At 60.4% G+C, this 16,921-nt stretch carries 18 protein-coding genes and 1 pseudogene; 10 read left to right on the forward strand and 9 right to left on the reverse strand.

Annotated features, from left to right (window positions below):
* Positions 1-88: 88 nt before the first annotated feature.
* From rlmD to ACYZT7_RS24475, 5 genes and pseudogenes are all read right to left on the reverse strand, one after another.
* Complete coding sequence (gene rlmD, locus ACYZT7_RS24455) at positions 89-1,441, reverse strand: 23S rRNA (uracil(1939)-C(5))-methyltransferase RlmD (protein ID WP_462038546.1); 1,353 nt, start codon at positions 1,439-1,441, stop codon at positions 89-91.
* Positions 1,441-2,343 (reverse strand): cysteine synthase CysM, encoded by a 903-nt coding sequence (gene cysM, locus ACYZT7_RS24460; protein WP_462038547.1) that lies wholly within the window; start codon positions 2,341-2,343, stop codon positions 1,441-1,443. Before cysM ends, rlmD begins: the two co-directional genes overlap by 1 nt.
* Positions 2,344-2,451: 108 nt before the next feature.
* Positions 2,452-3,136: pseudogene (locus tag ACYZT7_RS24465) on the reverse strand (PDDEXK nuclease domain-containing protein); the annotation flags it as partial.
* 147 nt (positions 3,137-3,283) lie between these two features.
* A complete protein-coding gene (locus ACYZT7_RS24470) occupies positions 3,284-4,714 on the reverse strand; it encodes a histidine kinase sensor domain-containing protein (protein ID WP_462038548.1) in 1,431 nt (476 codons plus the stop codon).
* Complete coding sequence (locus ACYZT7_RS24475) at positions 4,701-5,423, reverse strand: response regulator transcription factor (protein WP_462038549.1); 723 nt, start codon at positions 5,421-5,423, stop codon at positions 4,701-4,703. Before ACYZT7_RS24475 ends, ACYZT7_RS24470 begins: the two co-directional genes overlap by 14 nt.
* A 23-nt stretch (positions 5,424-5,446) precedes the next feature.
* On the opposite strand from ACYZT7_RS24475, the gene ACYZT7_RS24480 reads away from it, so the two are divergent.
* From ACYZT7_RS24480 to ACYZT7_RS24500, 5 genes are all read left to right on the forward strand, one after another.
* A complete protein-coding gene (locus ACYZT7_RS24480; protein ID WP_462038550.1) occupies positions 5,447-5,614 on the forward strand; it encodes a hypothetical protein in 168 nt (55 codons plus the stop codon).
* A gap of 23 nt (positions 5,615-5,637) precedes the next feature.
* The gene (locus ACYZT7_RS24485) at positions 5,638-8,391 is read left to right on the forward strand and encodes a response regulator (RefSeq protein ID WP_462038551.1); all 2,754 of its coding nucleotides are present in this window, start codon (positions 5,638-5,640) and stop codon (positions 8,389-8,391) included.
* Positions 8,392-8,412: 21 nt separating this feature from the next.
* Positions 8,413-9,405: a 2-hydroxyacid dehydrogenase gene (locus tag ACYZT7_RS24490; protein WP_462038552.1), complete on the forward strand. Its 993-nt coding sequence runs from the start codon at positions 8,413-8,415 to the stop codon at positions 9,403-9,405.
* Between the two features lie 77 nt (positions 9,406-9,482).
* Positions 9,483-9,917 (forward strand): hypothetical protein, encoded by a 435-nt coding sequence (locus ACYZT7_RS24495; protein ID WP_282375642.1) that lies wholly within the window; start codon positions 9,483-9,485, stop codon positions 9,915-9,917.
* Positions 9,917-10,321, forward strand: a complete 405-nt coding sequence (locus ACYZT7_RS24500) for an META domain-containing protein (RefSeq protein ID WP_462038553.1) — start codon at positions 9,917-9,919, stop codon at positions 10,319-10,321. Before ACYZT7_RS24495 ends, ACYZT7_RS24500 begins: the two co-directional genes overlap by 1 nt.
* Before the next feature lie 135 nt (positions 10,322-10,456).
* Here the strand turns inward: ACYZT7_RS24500 and ACYZT7_RS24505 are convergent, their stop codons facing one another.
* Positions 10,457-10,924 (reverse strand): TlpA disulfide reductase family protein, encoded by a 468-nt coding sequence (locus tag ACYZT7_RS24505; RefSeq protein WP_462038554.1) that lies wholly within the window; start codon positions 10,922-10,924, stop codon positions 10,457-10,459.
* A gap of 114 nt (positions 10,925-11,038) precedes the next feature.
* Between ACYZT7_RS24505 and arsC the strand changes: the two genes are divergently transcribed.
* From arsC to ACYZT7_RS24520, 3 genes are read left to right on the forward strand one after another with little or no spacing between them, the layout of a single operon-like run.
* A complete protein-coding gene (arsC, locus tag ACYZT7_RS24510) occupies positions 11,039-11,392 on the forward strand; it encodes an arsenate reductase (glutaredoxin) (protein WP_462038555.1) in 354 nt (117 codons plus the stop codon).
* Complete coding sequence (gene wrbA, locus ACYZT7_RS24515; RefSeq protein WP_462038556.1) at positions 11,389-11,985, forward strand: NAD(P)H:quinone oxidoreductase; 597 nt, start codon at positions 11,389-11,391, stop codon at positions 11,983-11,985. Before arsC ends, wrbA begins: the two co-directional genes overlap by 4 nt.
* Before the next feature lies 1 nt (position 11,986).
* Positions 11,987-12,412 carry a DUF2069 domain-containing protein gene (locus ACYZT7_RS24520; protein WP_449646215.1) on the forward strand — a complete coding sequence of 142 codons (426 nt, stop codon included), beginning with the start codon at positions 11,987-11,989 and terminating at the stop codon, positions 12,410-12,412.
* 113 nt (positions 12,413-12,525) lie between these two features.
* Here the strand turns inward: ACYZT7_RS24520 and ACYZT7_RS24525 are convergent, their stop codons facing one another.
* Together ACYZT7_RS24525 and ttcA are read right to left on the reverse strand one after the other, a co-directional pair.
* Positions 12,526-13,200: a DNA-3-methyladenine glycosylase I gene (locus tag ACYZT7_RS24525; protein ID WP_462038557.1), complete on the reverse strand. Its 675-nt coding sequence runs from the start codon at positions 13,198-13,200 to the stop codon at positions 12,526-12,528.
* Between the two features lie 67 nt (positions 13,201-13,267).
* Positions 13,268-14,092 (reverse strand): tRNA 2-thiocytidine(32) synthetase TtcA, encoded by an 825-nt coding sequence (ttcA, locus tag ACYZT7_RS24530; RefSeq protein ID WP_462038558.1) that lies wholly within the window; start codon positions 14,090-14,092, stop codon positions 13,268-13,270.
* A gap of 267 nt (positions 14,093-14,359) precedes the next feature.
* Between ttcA and ACYZT7_RS24535 the strand changes: the two genes are divergently transcribed.
* Positions 14,360-14,962, forward strand: coding sequence for a Yip1 family protein (locus ACYZT7_RS24535; protein WP_462038559.1), 603 nt, complete (start codon positions 14,360-14,362; stop codon positions 14,960-14,962).
* A gap of 144 nt (positions 14,963-15,106) precedes the next feature.
* Positions 15,107-15,601 carry a SprT family zinc-dependent metalloprotease gene (locus ACYZT7_RS24540; RefSeq protein WP_462038560.1) on the forward strand — a complete coding sequence of 165 codons (495 nt, stop codon included), beginning with the start codon at positions 15,107-15,109 and terminating at the stop codon, positions 15,599-15,601.
* Positions 15,602-15,709: 108 nt separating this feature from the next.
* On the opposite strand, the gene ACYZT7_RS24545 is transcribed toward ACYZT7_RS24540, so the two are convergent.
* Positions 15,710-16,891 (reverse strand): CaiB/BaiF CoA transferase family protein, encoded by a 1,182-nt coding sequence (locus ACYZT7_RS24545; protein ID WP_462038561.1) that lies wholly within the window; start codon positions 16,889-16,891, stop codon positions 15,710-15,712.
* Between the last annotated feature and the right edge of the window lie 30 nt (positions 16,892-16,921).

The raw sequence follows: 16,921 nt of genomic DNA on the forward strand, positions 1-16,921 counted from the left end.
CAAATCGCTGACCTTTTGTTACCCGTGAACGCTCGCGGGGCAAATGCGAGCGCTGCACGGGCGGGCCAGTCGGACCAGACGAGCCGTCCTAGCTCGCTTCAAATAACGCCATGGCCTCGACATGTGCCGTCTGAGGAAACATATCGAGAATCCCGGCACGTTTTAACCGGTAGCCCTGCTTGATCAATTCGACCGTATCGCGCGCCAGCGTTGCCGGGTTGCACGACACGTACACCAACCGTTTGGCGCCCAAGGAGGACAGCTTGCGCACAACCTCGAAAGCACCGTCACGTGGTGGGTCCAAGAGTACCGCACAAAAGCCTTCGCGCGCCCATTCGGCATCGGTCAAAGGCTGGGATAAATCGGCCTGAAAAAACTTTACGTTATTCAGATTATTGCTAGCGGCGTTTGCGGCTGCTCGCTCGACCATCGCCTGCACACCTTCCACCGCCACCACTTCACGAACGGCCTTGGCCAGCGGCAGTGCAAAGTTACCCAAACCACAAAACAGATCCAGAACCCGCTCATCCGACACAGGCTTGAGCCAGTCAAGCGCCTGGGCGACCATCGCTTCGTTGACCCCGGCGTTGACCTGAATGAAATCCCCCGGCCGCCAGGCCAGGTTCAAGTCCCACTGTTCAAGTCGATAACCCAACGCCTGGTCAGCCACGACCGGTTGCGGTTCGCCATCGCCATGCAGCCACAGTTGAGCTTCATGGAACGCGCAGAAATCCTTGAGGATCGTCATGTCGGCGTCGGACAGCGGCGCCATGTGCCGCAGCAACACCGCCAACGACGAACCGCTGAACAACTCCACATGCCCCAGCGCCTGAGGTTTGCTCAAGCGCCGCAACATTTCCGGCAAGCGGGTCATGATCGGCTGCAAGGGCTGTACCAGCACCGTGCATTCGTTGATCGCAACGATGTCCTGACTGCCAGCCGCGCGGAAACCGACTTCGAGTTTTTTCGCTTTCATGTCCCAGCGCACCGCCACTCGGGCGCGACGACGGTAACCGAATTCCGGACCGCTCAAAGGCGCTGCCCACTCTTGAGGTTCGACACCGGCGACCTTCGACAATTGCTCGGCGAGCATGCGCTGTTTCAGGGCGAGTTGTTCGTTGTGTGGCAGATGCTGCACGCTGCAGCCACCACAGCGACCGGCATGCGGACACGGCGCCGGGCGGCGCAGTTCGCTGGCCTGGATGACGCGCTCGGTACGCGCCTCGACCACTTTGCCGTGGGCGCCCAATACGCGCGCCTCCACTTCTTCACCGGCCAGAGCGCCGATGACGAACCAGGTGCGACCTTCAAAAAAAGCGATACCGCGACCGTCATTGGCCAGACGCTCGATGCTCAAACGCTGCTTTTTACCCGTCGGGATTTGCGGGGCCTTGCTACCGCCAGTGGGCTGGAAGCGCAGGCCTCTCTCTTGCTTGGCCATCAGTTGGGCGCGTCGAAAATGCCGGTCGACAAGTAACGGTCGCCACGGTCGCAGATGATCGCGACGATCACCGCGTTTTCAACTTCTTCGGACAGGCGCAGCATGGCTGCCACGGCACCGCCCGAGGACACGCCGCAGAAGATGCCTTCTTCGCGGGCCAGGCGACGGGTCACGTCTTCGGCTTCGCTTTGCGCCATGTCGACGATCCGGTCCACGCGCTCGGCCTGGTAGATCTTCGGCAGGTATTCCTGCGGCCAGCGACGGATGCCCGGAATCGCCGAGCCTTCCATCGGTTGCAGACCGATGATCTGCACGCTTTCGTTCTGCTCTTTCAAGTAGCGCGAGACGCCCATGATGGTGCCGGTAGTGCCCATCGAACTGACGAAATGGGTGATAGTACCTTCGGTCTGACGCCAGATTTCCGGGCCGGTGGTGGTGTAGTGCGCTTCGGGGTTGTCGCCGTTGGCGAACTGATCCAGCACCTTGCCGCGGCCTTCCGCTTCCATTCGCTGGGCGAGGTCGCGGGCGCCTTCCATGCCCTCTTCCTGAGTGACCAGAATCAGCTCGGCGCCATAAGCCGTCATGGCGGCTTTACGTTCGGCGCTGGAGTTGTCCGGCATGATCAGGATCATCTTGTAACCCTTGATCGCGGCGGCCATCGCCAGGGCGATCCCGGTGTTACCCGAGGTCGCTTCGATCAGCGTATCGCCGACGTGGATCTGCCCGCGCAACTCGGCGCGGGTGATCATCGACAACGCCGGTCGGTCCTTGACCGAACCCGCCGGGTTATTCCCTTCGAGCTTGAGCAAAAGGGTATTGCTGGTGGCGCCAGGCAGGCGCTGCAAACGGACCAGCGGGGTGTTGCCGACGCAATCGGCGATGGTTGGGTACTGCAAGGTCATGGCGTATTCGCAATCCAGACTGCGGGGGCGCCTATCATACCGGCAAACGTCGACAGGCCATATCACGCAAAGTGCGGTGCTTATGGTTTATGGGAATAAGGGGCTGGATCAGTACTCTTCGCCTTGCACGACATTCAATGCATAAAACTCATGCAACTTGGCCTGCAACAACTGTTTGTCCGGTAGTTGGACCTGGTATTCAGCGATCAGCGCTGGCGACAGGCTGCGGTTAAGGGCGTACTCGACCACCTCGTCATCGTTGCTGGCGCAGAGCAACACACCAATGGCAGGGTTTTCGTGGGGTTTGCGCTCCTTGCGATCCAACGCTTCCAAATAGAAGTTCAGTTTGCCCAGATACTCTGGCTCAAAACGGCCGACCTTAAGCTCAATGGCTACAAGACAATTAAGGCCACGGTGGAAGAACAGCAGATCCAGGGCAAAATCACACCCACCCACTTGAAGCGGATACTCGGAACCGACAAAGCAGAAATCTGCGGAATATTTCAAGCGCTGCCGGGTGGGCTTGTCTCAGCATTGCTGAGATTTTTGCTGGTTGGGTCACGCTTCGTTCGAACAGTCCGGTTTTGAACTGACGCTCTAGTTCGCGCTTCGACCATTTTTCCTGAACTGCCGAACGCACGTAGAACTCCCGCTCTTCCGGCCGTTTACTCTGGCTGAAAATGATCAGGTTGTGCGACCAGGACAATTGTCGCACCAGTGGTGCGACTTTCTCTTCAGCGTGATAAGTCTCATAGAACTGGCGCATGCGAAACAAGTTCGACCGGGTAAACCCGAGTGGATAGGGTAGGCAGCCTAAACAGACTGCGTGCTCATTTTAGAAGACCACATGGTCTGAGACTGTGGGAATTCGGCTGTCCTCTGGTCAATCTTCAAAAAAAAAGACATCAAGACAGTTGCTCCCACATGGGGATCGGGGTGATCACACCATTTGTGGCCGACACACCTCCACTGTGGGAGCGAGCTTGCTCGCGATAGCGTCATCACTCACACCATCAATATCAGCCACCAACCGCATATTCAGCCGCAACCCGGTCTCAGTGTTCTCAGCCCACAAACTCCCGCCCTGCCGCTGCACCGCATTCCTCGCAATGCTCAACCCCAAGCCAAATCCACCATCCCCCGGCCGCGAACCGTCGAGCCGAATGAACGGACAGAAGATCCGCTCAAGATCCGCCTCAGCCACTCCACCGCCCTCATCCTCCAGCCACAAATGCCAGAAATCGCCATCGCGCTGCCCACCAAGACGCACAACGCCGCCCGGTGGTGAATGACGAATGGCATTGCGCAAAATGTTTTCCAGCGCCTGAGCCAATGTATTGAGATTTCCGCGCCCCCAGCAGGACGAATCCACCGCACACTGCAACTGGCTCGCCGGCCAGCCACTTTCATAGCAGGCATTTTCCGTGAGCATCTCCCACAACGCCTGGATCTGGATTGCTTCGTCGGGCAATGGGGCGCGCTCGGTGTCGAGCCAGGCCAGTTGCAGGGTGTCTTCCACCAGACGCTGCATGCCATCGACTTCTCGGCCAACGCGTTCACGCAATTGCGCCAGCCCCTGCTCGCTTTCGCTGGCCACCCGCAGACGGCTCAAGGGCGTGCGTAATTCGTGGGACAGGTCGCGCAGCAGTTGTTGTTGCAGGGCCACCGTGCTTTGCAGGCGCTCGGACATGTGATCGAAGGCCCGCCCCAGTTCACCCAACTCATCTGAACGGTTGGTGGTTTGGCTCGACAGGCGCACGCTCAGCTGGTCGGCACGCCAGGCATTGGCCTGTTCGCGCAGACTGTTCAACGGTACGACCAGCAACCGATACAGACCGACGCACACCAGTAAGGTGAACAGTCCGGGAATCACGCCGTTGGTGATCACCCGCCAGAACACCCGGTAGCGACCGGGCATGAAACGCTGGGGCAGTTCGATCACCAGACTGCCGGCGGACGGATCGTTGGGAAAAGACACGCGCAGCCACGGCAGGCCTTTGGTATGGCGACTCATCGGCCAATCCAGACCGCGTAAAAAAGTCAGGCGCTGGATTTCTTTTTCCGTCAGCGGGTAACTGCTCAATGACTGCAAATCGCCGCCAATCACACCGACCCACGTCGACTCGCGATGGCCGATACTCTGCAACCAGGCATCGACGTCTGCACTCTGGTGCCTACTCCACGCCTGCTCGGCCTCGGCGGCGTAGCGGGTCAGCGTGCCCCGGGCCTCGTCGGACAGGAACAGGTTTTTCTGTTCCATGTAGCGGCCCCAGGACCAACTGAGCCAGATCATCAGCAGACAGAACGCCACCAACAAACAGGCCAGTTTCCAGAACAGCGAATGCCTGCCCGGCAGGTCAGTCCACTTCATCGACAGCACTCAATACGTAACCCTTGCCCCAGACCGTGCGCACTTCACGCTCGGTGTAACCGATAGCCTTGAGCTTGCGACGGATCTGGCTGATGTGCATGTCGAGGCTTCGGTCATGGGGCGCATAACCTCGCTGCAAGACATGCTGATAAAGGAAGGCTTTGCTCAGGACTTCATCGCCGCTGCGGTTCAGCGTTTCCAGCAACCGGTACTCGCTGCGGGTCAGGCCGGCAACGTAGTCACCATAAAAGACATCACAGCGTTCATCGTCGAAACGCAGGCTGCCCGCCGAAGCGGCAATCGGTTCCGGCGCTGGCCGGCGGTCGAGCGCGACCCGCCGCAGGATCGCTTCAATGCGCACCCGCAACTCGACCATGCTGAAAGGTTTGGGCAGGTAATCATCGGCGCCCAGCCGAAAACCACTGATGCGATCCGCCTCGGCACCGAGCGCCGACATCAGCACCACCGGGGTGGAATGGCTCTGGCGCAACTGCGTCAGTACATTCAGCCCGTCCAGGCCCGGCAGCAGAATATCCATCAACACCAGATCGAAGGCTTGCTGGCGGGCGATGGTCAGACCTTCCTGACCGTTCTGGCACCAGGTGACCTGAAAACCGCAACGTCCCAGGTGTTCATGAACATAAGCACCGAGCACGAGGTCGTCTTCGATGGAAAGAATTCGGGGGTGGGCAACAGAGATGGGAGTCATGACTATCTGCAAATAATTCTCAGTTGGCGATTATTCAAGATTGCCTCGCTGCGGGCAACCCAAGCTTTGCCCATGACGTAAAAGTGGCGATCGAGCCGACGAATGCCGACATCAATTTTACGAGGATTGCCCGCCTGCAAATCGCTACACTGCGCAAGTGGCGCGTGCCGGACGTGCGTGCAGGTCATTAAATAGCTGGATGCAGGAGAGATGCGTGCTCAAGAAACTGGGAATTAAAGGCCGCGTGCTATTGCTGACCCTGTTGCCGACCAGCCTGATGGCGTTGGTTCTGGGCGGCTATTTCACCTGGATGCAGCAATCCGACCTGCAAACCCAACTCATGCAGCGTGGCGAGATGATCGCCGAACAACTGGCGCCCCTGGTGGCCCCGGCCATGGGCGACAAGAACACCGACCTGCTGGAACGCATTGCCGCCCAATCCCTCGAACAAACGGATGTGCGCGCCGTTTCGTTCCTCGCGCCCGACCGCTCCCTGTCGGCCCATGCCGGCCCGACCATGCTCAATCAGGCGCCGGTCGGCAACAGTTCGCAGATGCTGCGCCGCAGCGGTAATGACGCGACGCGTTACTTGCTGCCGGTGTTTGGCAAGCACCGCAATCTGGCCGGTGACGTGATTCCCGATGAAGCCGACCGCCTGCTGGGCTGGGTCGAACTCGAACTGTCCCACACCGGCATGCTGCTGCGCGGTTACCGCAGCCTGTTCGCCAGCCTGCTGTTGATCGGCGCGGGCCTGGCCGGTACGGCACTGCTGGCGTTGCGTATGGGCCGGACCATCAATCGGCCGCTGAGCCAGATCAAACAAGCGGTGGCGCAACTCAAGGACGGTCATCTGGAAACCCGTCTGCCGCCCCTCGGCAGCCAGGAGCTGGATGAACTGGCGTCCGGCATCAACCGCATGGCCGGCACCCTGCAGAATGCGCAGGAAGAATTGCAGCACAGCATCGACCAGGCCACCGAAGACGTGCGCCAGAACCTGGAAACCATCGAGATCCAGAACATCGAACTGGACCTGGCGCGCAAGGAAGCCCTTGAAGCGAGCCGGATCAAATCCGAGTTCCTGGCCAACATGAGCCATGAAATCCGTACGCCGCTCAACGGCATTCTCGGCTTCACGCACCTGCTGCAAAAAAGCGAGCTGACCCCGCGCCAGCTCGACTATCTGGGCACCATCGAAAAATCCGCCGACAGCCTGTTGGGGATCATCAACGAGATTCTCGACTTCTCGAAAATCGAGGCCGGCAAACTGGTGCTCGACCATATTCCGTTCAACTTGCGCGACCTGCTTCAGGACACGCTGACCATCCTCGCCCCGGCCGCGCACGCCAAGCAGCTGGAGCTGGTGAGCCTGGTTTATCGCGATACGCCGCTGTCGCTGGTGGGTGATCCGCTGCGGCTCAAGCAAATCCTCACCAACCTGGTCAGCAATGCGATCAAGTTCACCCGTGAAGGCACCATCGTCGCCCGGGCCATGCTCGAGGAAGAGCACGAAGACAGCGTGCAACTGCGCATCAGCATTCAGGACACCGGCATCGGGCTGTCGAACCAGGACGTGCGCGCCTTGTTCCAGGCTTTCAGCCAGGCTGACAATTCGCTGTCCCGGCAACCGGGCGGCACGGGGCTGGGGTTGGTAATTTCCAAACGTCTGATCGAACAGATGGGTGGCGAGATCGGTGTCGACAGTACGCCCGGCGAAGGCTCGGAGTTCTGGATCAGCCTGAGCCTGCCCAAAACCCGCGACGATGCCGAAGACCTACCCGGTCCGCCGTTGCTCGGGCGTCGGGTGGCAGTGCTGGAAAACCACGAACTGGCCCGCCAGGCATTGCAGCATCAACTGGAAGACTGCGGGCTCGAAGTCACCCCGTTCAATACGTTGGAAAACCTGACTAATGGCGTGACCGGCGCGCATCAGACCGATCAGGCGATCGACCTGGCGGTGCTCGGCATCACCAGCAACGACATGCCGCCAGAGCGCCTCAATCAGCACATCTGGGACCTCGAACACCTGGGCTGCAAGGTGCTGGTGTTGTGCCCGACCACCGAACAGACGCTGTTCCACCTCTCGGTGCCCAACCCGCACAGCCAGCTCCAGGCCAAACCGGCTTGCACGCGCAAGCTGCGGCGGGCCTTGTCCGACCTGGTCAACCCGCGTCAGCAGCGCAGCGAACCCGGCGAGCCATTGTCCAGCCGTGCGCCGAAGGTGCTTTGCGTCGACGACAACCCGGCCAACCTGTTGCTGGTGCAAACCCTGCTCGAAGACATGGGCGCCAAAGTACTCGCGGTGGAAAGCGGCTACGCGGCGGTCAAGGCCGTGCAGACCGAAACCTTCGACCTGGTGCTGATGGACGTTCAGATGCCCGGCATGGACGGGCGGCAAAGCACCGAAGCGATTCGCCAGTGGGAAAGTGAACGGCATTGCACGCCGCTGCCGATCGTTGCCCTCACCGCTCACGCCATGGCCAACGAAAAGCGTGCGCTGCTGCAAAGCGGCATGGACGATTACCTGACCAAACCGATCAGCGAACGGCAACTGGCCCAAGTGGTGCTGAAGTGGACCGGCCTGGCGCTGCGCAATCATGGGCCGGAGCGCGCCAGCGACAGCCACGGTGGTGGTCATGAATTGCAGGTGCTCGATCACGAAGAAGGTTTGCGCCTGGCTGCCGGCAAGGCTGATCTGGCGGCGGACATGCTGGCAATGCTGCTGGCGTCGCTGGAAGCCGACCGCGAGGCGATTCGCTTCGCCCGGGAAAACAACGACCAGAACGCCCTGATCGAGCGAGTCCATCGCCTGCACGGCGCGACGCGTTATTGCGGCGTCCCGCAACTGCGCGCCGCCTGCCAGCGCAGCGAAACCCTGCTCAAGCAACAGGACCCGAAAGCCCCCAGCGCGCTGGAAGACCTCGACCGGGCCATCAATCGCCTGGCCGCCCATGCCCGTATAAATGCCTGATGCACATTCCAGGAGGACCGCATGCGCACGATTCTTTTCAGCAGCCAGACCTACGACCGCGACAGTTTTCTCAGTGCCGAGTTACCGGCCAGCATTGAACTGCACTTTCAATCAGCGCGACTGAGCCTTGATACGGTGGCGCTGGCCGAGCATCACGAGGTGGTCTGTGCCTTCATTAATGATGACCTCAGCGCGCCGGTGCTCGAACGCCTGGCCGCGGGCGGCACACGCCTGATCGCGCTGCGCTCGGCCGGTTACAACCATGTCGACCTGGCGGTGGCGAAGCTTCTGGGATTGTCGATTGCGCGCGTCCCGGCCTACTCGCCCCACGCGGTGGCGGAACATGCAGTGGCGCTGATCCTGGCGCTCAACCGACACCTGCACCGCGCCTACAACCGCACGCGCGAAGGGGATTTCAGCCTGCACGGGTTGACCGGCTTCGACCTCGTGGGCAAGACCGTCGGCGTGGTCGGCACCGGACAAATCGGCGCGACCTTCGCGAAGATCATGAACGGCTTTGGCTGCCAATTGCTGGCCTACGACCCCTTCCCCAACCCGCAAGTCGAAGCCCTTGGCGCCCGTTACCTGAGCCTGCCGGAACTGCTGGCAGAGTCGCAGATCATCAGCCTGCACTGCCCGCTCAACGAGCAGAGCAAACACTTGATCAATCGCGAGTCACTGGCGCACATGCAGCCCGGTGCGATGCTGATCAACACCGGACGCGGTGGTCTGGTGGACACGCCGGCGCTGATCGACGCGTTGAAGGACGGTCAACTGGGTTATCTGGGGCTGGATGTGTATGAAGAGGAGGCGCAGCTGTTCTTCGAGGACCGTTCCGACCTGCCGCTGCAGGATGATGTGCTGGCGCGGCTGCTGACCTTTCCGAACGTGATCGTCACCGCTCACCAGGCCTTCCTGACCCGCGAAGCGCTGGGCGCTATTGCTGCGACCACCCTGCAGAACATCGCCGCCTGGGCGGCGGGCACGCCAGCGAATCTGGTGAAGGGTGACTGAACCAGATCGAAGGTCACATGCCCGCGCCATGCTGCGCTGATGTCCGTGCTAGCATGCCGCGCATATTTGGAGGACCCATGGTCGAACACGATTTCCGCTATAGCCTGATGAACCCGCAACACACCCTCACCGAATGCCGCGCCCTTGTGCCGGGGCGTTATCAAGTCACCGGCAACGGCGGCTCGATTCGTAACAACGACGTGTTGGTAGTGACTCTCAAGGGTGCCAAGGACTTGTCCATGCGCCTGACCGTCGAAACGGTTCGCCACCTGATCAACCCGCCCGGCCAATGGGTCGCGGTGGCCAGTGGTCCGGTGTTCGGAGAACTGGCGATTCACACCTGGAAAGTCAACTGCGACAGCTGTGCCAAAGAGCTGAGCTTCGAGTTCGCAGTCGACGCCAAGCTGGGCAACAAGGCTGAAAAGCCTGCTGCCACTGCACGGATCGCCGAGTTGGGCTGGACCACCGCCGCCGAGAAGCACCTGTGCCCGAAATGCCAGGAGCCCGCGTGATGAAACGCCTTGCTCTGACCGCGATGGTTGGCGCCAGCCTGCTGGGCTGCGCCGCCGAGCCGGTTCAATTGCAACAGAACCGCAGCTACATTCTGGAATGGATCGGCGAACGTCCGTTGATGGACTACAGCCACCTGACTGTCACCCTCGATGAAGACGGTCGCGCCTATGGTAACGGCGGCTGCAACCACTGGTTTGCGCCGTACACTCTGGAAGGCGACAAGCTGAGCTTCGGTAAAGTCGGCAGCACCCGCAAACTGTGTGCACCGGCGTTGATGGAGCAGGAAAAGCGTTTCCTCCAGGCGTTGGAAAACGTTCAGCGTTGGGACGTCTCGCCGATTGCGCAGATGCGTTTCTGGCCGGCCGAAGGCAAGCCGCTGCGTTGGTGGCTTGAAGAGGGTTGATCCCTCCTCACTGCAGACAAGCGTATCTGTGGCGAGGGGATTTATCCCCGTTGGACTGCGCAGCAGTCCCTTATTTGGGGTCGCTGCGCAACCCAACGGGGATAAATCCCCTCGCCACAAAAGCCCACTGCGTAATCAGTTAGTAGCCTGCAATGCCTCCAGCTTAGCCATCACCCCCGCCGCCGTCTGCTCGCCCATCAGTTGCTCCCGCACCTTGCCCTTGTTATCGATGATGTAAGTCACCGGCAACGCCTCGCTGCGCGGCAACTCAAAAAGATCGGCCGGATCCGCAGCCAGCACGGTGAACTTGATCCCCAGCTTCTCGCTGGCGCTTTTCAGCTCTTCGCCCTGCACGTTGTCGAAGTTGACCCCGAACACCCCAATCTTCTTCTCCTTGAGTTGATCGGCCAAGGTGTTCAATTCGGGGATCTCGGTTCGGCACGGCCCGCACCATTCAGCCCAGTAATTGAGCACCAGCCATTGTTTGTCCAAACGTTCGGCGGCGACTTTCTGGCCGTTCTGGTCGATGCCATAGTCGTTACCGCAGCCCCCCAGCATCAACGTGCCGATGATCGCCAATGCCGCTGCCAGTCGCCTAGTCATGTCGTGATCCTTGTTCAAAATTGAATGCGCCTGCGACCCATCGCCTCCCAAGGTTCTGGATTACGCGCTGCACAGTTAGAATAGCCGTCACCTTACGCAAGATGCGAACCGCACATGACCGATCTGACGCTTTATCACAACCCGCGCTGCTCGAAATCCCGCGGTGCGCTCGAACTGCTCGAAGCCCGCGGCCTGACCCCGACGGTGGTCCGCTACCTGGACACCCCGCTGGACGCCACGCAAATCCAGAGCCTGCTGACCAAGCTGGGCATCAGCGCCCGGCAACTGCTGCGTACCGGTGAGGACGAATACAAAACCCTCAACCTGGCCGACAGCAGCCTCAGCGAGGCGCAATTGATTGCCGCCATCGCCGCCAACCCGAAACTCATGGAGCGCCCGATTCTCGAAGTCGGCGACAAAGCCATCATCGGCCGGCCGCCGGAGAATGTGCTGGAGTTGCTGCCGTGAGTGCGCCGTACATTCTGGTTCTGTATTACAGCCGCAGCGGCTCGACCAATGAAATGGCCCGGCAGATTGCCCGGGGCGTCGAGCAATCCGGGATGGAAGCGCGCCTGCGCACGGTGCCGCCGATTTCCACCGAGTGCGAAGCGGTGTCGCCGGACATTCCGGACGAAGGCGCGCTGTACGCCAGCCTCGACGACCTGAAGAACTGCGCAGGCCTGGCCATGGGCAGCCCGACCCGGTTCGGCAACATGGCCGCGCCGCTCAAGTACTTCCTCGACGGCTCCAGCAACCTGTGGCTGACCGGCGCTCTGGTGGGCAAACCGGCCGGGGTCTTTACCTCCACCGCGAGCCTGCACGGTGGCCAGGAAACCACGCTACTGTCGATGATGCTGCCATTGCTGCACCACGGCATGCTGATCACCGGCCTGCCGTACAGCGAATCGGCCTTGCTGGAAACCCGTGGCGGCGGCACGCCTTACGGCGCCAGCCATCACGCCGGGGCCGATGGCAAACTCGGTTTGAATGAGCATGAAGTCGCGCTATGCCGGGCCCTGGGCCTGCGCTTGGCCAAGACCGCACAGAAACTGGAGAGCTAACGTGGCCAAGAAGCCGAAGATTTTGCCCTCCATCGAATGGCTCGAACCCAGGGTTCGAGCGATGCGCGTCATCAGCCTGCTGTGCTTTTTCGGTCTGGTGGGGCTGCTCTGCGCCTACTACCTGGTGGTCGCCGACCTGCACGGCGCAAGGCCGTGGGTGATTCTGCTGATCGAACTGGTGCCGCTGCTGTTGCTGGCGCCGGGGATGATTGTCGGCAGCGCGCGCGGGCATTCATGGATGTGTTTTGTGGTGAACCTGTATTTCATCAAGGGCGCGCTGGCGGCGTATGACCCGAACCGGCAGTTGTTTGGTTTGCTGGAAATGGGTGCGAGCCTGGCGGTGTTCTGCTCGGCGCTACTGTATGTGCGGTGGCGGTTTCAGTTGAACCGCAAGTTGGCGGGGGAAGGCGAGACCTCCGCAGCCTGACACACCGCCATCGCGAGCAAGCTCGCTCCCACATTGGATCTGCGTCGTTCACAAATCCCCTGTGGGAGCGAGCTTGGTCCGGGCGGCGTTCCGACGATGGGCGCGACTCGGTTTTAATGATTGACGGTGTAGGCGAGCATCATCGATATCTGGCTCATCGGCCGCCCAACGCTCTCTTCATGCCACTGGTTGAACACGCCCTGCACCGTGGCCAGATCCCGCAGACTGGTCGGCACCTTGTCGACGATCTTCTGCGCATTCAACGCCGCGACCACGTCGTAGCTCGGCACAAACGTATCCTTACCGACCATCCGCAAGAATCGCGGTGCCGACAACCCGCCCAATTGATGACCGCGCTTTTTCAGGTAGGTCCACAACCCAACGATATCCGTGACCGGCCAATCGGCGATCAACGCGCCGAAGCTGCCCTTCTCATGCGCCACATCCAGAATGAACTGCGCATTGCGCGGCACGCTCTTGAGCTTGCCCAGATGGCGAATGATCCGCGCGTCCTGCATCAGTCGCTCCAGGTGTTCGGCGCTCATCAGCACAACTTTTTCCGGGTCGAACTTGAAGAACACTTCTTCGAACGCCGGCCATTTGGCGTCCACCAAACTGTGCTTGAGTCCGGCGCGGAATACGCGCAGCGCCATGGTCGAGAGGTAGCGGTCGTCGCTGATCTTGCGCAATTGCGCCGGGGTTTTCGGAACGGGCAGATGGGCTTCCAGTTCAGCCGCTGAACCGAAGCGGTTCAGACAGTATTCGTGCAGCCACTTGTAATCGCGCATGCCCTCTCCTGCGGAATGAAAGGAAAACGGCGCCCGCGAGCGCCGTAGGTCTGAACGGTAGAAAGCGTCAGAGGTTCACTACGTTAACGAACCGCGACATGGCGGTTTCATCGATACGCAGGCTGGTAAAGTCGAACAGATTGCGGTCCGCCAGCTGCGACGGGATCACGTTCTGCAAGCTGCGAAAAATGCTTTCGGTCCGGCCCGGGGTTTTGCGCTCCCACTCCTGAAGCATGTCCTTGACCACCTGCCGTTGCAGGTTTTCCTGAGAACCACAGAGGTTGCACGGGATGATCGGGAATTGCTTGAAGTCCGAGTAGGCCTGGATGTCTTTTTCGTTGCAGTAGGCCAGCGGGCGGATCACCACGTTGCGGCCATCGTCGGCGCGCAGCTTCGGCGGCATGGCTTTGAGCGAACCGTTGAAGAACATGTTCAGGAAAAAAGTCTCGACGATGTCGTCGCGGTGATGACCGAGGGCCATTTTGGTTGCGCCGATTTCGTCGGCAAAGGTGTAGAGCGTGCCGCGACGCAGGCGCGAGCACAGCGAACAAGTGGTCTTGCCTTCCGGGATCAGCTCCTTGACCACCGAATAGGTGTCTTTCTCGACGATGTGGTACTCGATGCCCAGCGCTTTGAGGTAGGCCGGCAGCACGTGCTCAGGGAAACCCGGCTGCTTCTGGTCCATGTTCACGGCCACGATCTCGAACTTGATCGGAGCGACCTTCTGAAAGTGCATCAGCACGTCGAGCAGGGTGTAGCTGTCCTTGCCACCGGACAGGCAGACCATGACCTTGTCGCCGTCTTCAATCATGTTGAAATCGGCAACAGCCTCACCGGCCTGGCGGCGAAGGCGCTTTTGCAGTTTGTTCTGGTTGACCGTAAGAGTGCCCATGACGCGAAATCCGTGAGGTGTGACGAAAGGTCGGCATTTTACGCAAAAACGCTTCGGGGGCGAAGAGCCTCCAAGCGACAGACCCTGCGGCGATTAACAGGCGTGTTTACAGCGCAATTTGCTCTAACACCCTCGCACATGCACCGGTAAGACCTTTCTATACTGCGACATAAGGTCACACACATATCCAGACCTTTCCTTACTCGGCCACTTTGGCCCGTAGGCGCTCCACTGGGGGGCGACGGTAAAACAAGAGGAGTGACTGGCATGATCCATCACGTAGTGGGGCTCTTCACCCACCCTGACCAAGAATGGAAAGAGATCCGTGGCGACCAGGAGGAAAGCATCAGCCACATGTATCTCACCCACACCCTGATACTGGCGGCGATCCCCGCAGTGTCGGCGTTTATCGGCACCACTCAGGTCGGCTGGGTCATTGGCAGTCGAGCGCCGGTGATGCTGACGGTGGAGAGTGCGCTATGGATGACGGTCATGTCATACCTGGCGATGCTCGGCGGTGTTGCGGTAATGGGCGCGTTCATCCACTGGATGGCTCGTACCTATGACGCCAACCCGAGTCTGGCACGCTGCGTTGCATTTGCGACCTACACCGCGACACCGCTGTTTATCGGCGGTCTGGCGGCGCTGTACCCACACATGTGGCTTGGGATGATCGTCGGCACCGCGGCCATCTGCTACACGGTGTACCTGCTGTATGTGGGGCTACCCACTTTCATGAACATTCCATCAGACGAGGGATTTCTGTTTTCGAGTTCGGTGCTTGCGGTAGGCCTGGTGGTGCTGGTGGCCATCATGGCGTTCACTGTAATTGTCTGGGGACTCGGCGTGGGGCCGGTCTACACCAATTAGCAACACATCACCCAAAAACAAGATCTGCCAACACAGGCCGCCGCAAGGCGGCCTTCTAATGTGAACGCCGACCATTCGGCGCCTGAGCGATTCGCAAGTCCCTAGGGTTGCGGCATACTCGACGTCTCTGGAGATCCATCAAGCATGCCCGAGCAACTCAGTACCCGCATCGAAGACTGTTACCAACTCGCTGAATCCTTTTTCAAACGACCTTTCAAACGCCCCGTGGTGAGCCTCAAGCTGCGCGGTCAAAAAGCCGGTGTCGCGCATTTGCACGAGAACCTGCTGCGCTTCAATCCGCAGCTGTACCGGGAAAACACCGAGGACTTCCTCAAGCAAACCGTGGCCCACGAGGTCGCGCACCTGATCGCCCATCAACTGTTCGGCGACCGCATTGCGCCCCACGGTGAAGAATGGCAACTGATCATGCGCGGCGTGTACGAACTGCCGCCCAATCGCTGCCACACCTACGACGTCAAACGTCGCAGGGTGACCCGCTACATCTACAAATGCCCGTGTGCGGACAGCGATTTCCCGTTTTCGGCCCAGCGTCATGGTTTGGTGCGCCAGGGGCGGCGGTATTTGTGTCGGCGCTGTCGGAGTACGTTGGTGTTCAGCGGGGAGATGCGGGTCGAGTAGTTAGATTTTCACTGTTTTTGAGGACGCCTTCGCGGGCAAGCCTCGCTCCTACGGTCTTGCATTGCCCCGTAGGAGCGAGGCTTGCCCGCGAAGAGGCCAGTACAGCCGCTAGAGAATCACCTTGGTGCGGCGCAACGCTTCGATCCGCTCAGCGCTAAACCCCAACTCCCCCAACACCTGATCCGTATGCTGTCCCAGCGCCGCGCCGATGTGCCGCGGCTCAGGCAACCCGTCTGAAAACTTCAACGGACACGCCATCTGCGCCTGCGTAGAACCATCCGCCCGCGGCACTTCAGTCACCAGCTCCCGCGCCTTCAGCTGCGGATGCCGCACCGCCTCGCCCAGGCTCAACACCGGCTCCACACACGCATCGACCCCGGCAAACAGCTCGCACAACTCGGCAAAGTCATGTTTCTCGAATTCAACCTTCAACGCATTCTTCAGCGCCTGTTGCTCGGCGGGTTTGGGTGACAGGCCCTGGGCTGCCAGCTCCGGCCGACCCAACGCCGTGCAGAGTTGCTGCATGAACGCCGGCTCCAGACTACCCACCGACAACCAACGCCCATCGCGCGAACGGTAATAGTCGTAGAAACTGCCGCCATTGAGCATCTGATCCTCCCTCCCCGGCTCCTCACCACAGGCCAGATACCCGGCGCCGGCCATGGCGTTCAAGCTGAACGCGCAGTCGGTCATGCTCACATCCAGATGTTGCCCCAACCCGGTTTGCTGCCGGGCGATGACCGCCGCCAGCAGCCCGATCACCCCGTGCAACGAGCCACCGGCGATATCCGCCACTTGCATACCCAACGGCAGCGGTCCGCTGTCGGCGCGGCCGGTGTAGCTCGCCAGCCCCGCCAGCGCCAGGTAGTTGATGTCGTGGCCGGCGCGATCCTTGTAGGGGCCCGTCTGGCCGTAACCGGTGATCGACACGTAGATCAGTTTCGGATTGATCGCTTTCAAGGCGTCGTAACCCAGGCCCAAACGCTCCATCACACCAGGGCGAAACTGCTCCAGCAGGATGTCGTAGTTTTGCAGCAACTGCTTGATCACCTCCAGCGCCTTAGGTTGCTTGAGGTCCAGCGCCAGGCTGCGCTTGTTGCGATTGAGGTAGGCGTGACTGGCGGAAACACCCTTGTCATGGGGCGGCAGTACCCGTAGCAGGTCCATGCGAGTCGGTGATTCGATGCGCAGCACCTCGGCGCCCATGTCCGCCAGCAACAGTGAGGCGAACGGCCCCGGCAGCAGTGTCGAGAAATCCAGAACCTTGAGTGATGCCAGTGGACCGAGCATGGGTGATCTCCGTAAACGATGCCCTCAGAC

The sequence above is a fragment of the Pseudomonas sp. RT4P38 genome, assembly GCF_054897765.1.

Excerpts from the sequence above, each read along its gene's own strand:
- rlmD (WP_462038546.1), bottom strand. The coding sequence starts at position 1,441 with ATGGCCAAGCAAGAGAGAGGCCTGCGCTTCCAGCCCACTGGCGGTAGC.
- cysM (WP_462038547.1), bottom strand. The coding sequence starts at position 2,343 with ATGACCTTGCAGTACCCAACCATCGCCGATTGCGTCGGCAACACCCCG.
- ACYZT7_RS24470 (WP_462038548.1), bottom strand. The coding sequence starts at position 4,714 with ATGAAGTGGACTGACCTGCCGGGCAGGCATTCGCTGTTCTGGAAACTG.
- ACYZT7_RS24475 (WP_462038549.1), bottom strand. The coding sequence starts at position 5,423 with ATGACTCCCATCTCTGTTGCCCACCCCCGAATTCTTTCCATCGAAGAC.
- ACYZT7_RS24490 (WP_462038552.1), top strand. The coding sequence starts at position 8,413 with ATGCGCACGATTCTTTTCAGCAGCCAGACCTACGACCGCGACAGTTTT.
- ACYZT7_RS24495 (WP_282375642.1), top strand. The coding sequence starts at position 9,483 with ATGGTCGAACACGATTTCCGCTATAGCCTGATGAACCCGCAACACACC.
- ACYZT7_RS24500 (WP_462038553.1), top strand. The coding sequence starts at position 9,917 with ATGAAACGCCTTGCTCTGACCGCGATGGTTGGCGCCAGCCTGCTGGGC.
- ACYZT7_RS24505 (WP_462038554.1), bottom strand. The coding sequence starts at position 10,924 with ATGACTAGGCGACTGGCAGCGGCATTGGCGATCATCGGCACGTTGATG.
- arsC (WP_462038555.1), top strand. The coding sequence starts at position 11,039 with ATGACCGATCTGACGCTTTATCACAACCCGCGCTGCTCGAAATCCCGC.
- ACYZT7_RS24525 (WP_462038557.1), bottom strand. The coding sequence starts at position 13,200 with ATGCGCGATTACAAGTGGCTGCACGAATACTGTCTGAACCGCTTCGGT.
- ttcA (WP_462038558.1), bottom strand. The coding sequence starts at position 14,092 with ATGGGCACTCTTACGGTCAACCAGAACAAACTGCAAAAGCGCCTTCGC.
- ACYZT7_RS24535 (WP_462038559.1), top strand. The coding sequence starts at position 14,360 with ATGATCCATCACGTAGTGGGGCTCTTCACCCACCCTGACCAAGAATGG.
- ACYZT7_RS24540 (WP_462038560.1), top strand. The coding sequence starts at position 15,107 with ATGCCCGAGCAACTCAGTACCCGCATCGAAGACTGTTACCAACTCGCT.
- ACYZT7_RS24545 (WP_462038561.1), bottom strand. The coding sequence starts at position 16,891 with ATGCTCGGTCCACTGGCATCACTCAAGGTTCTGGATTTCTCGACACTG.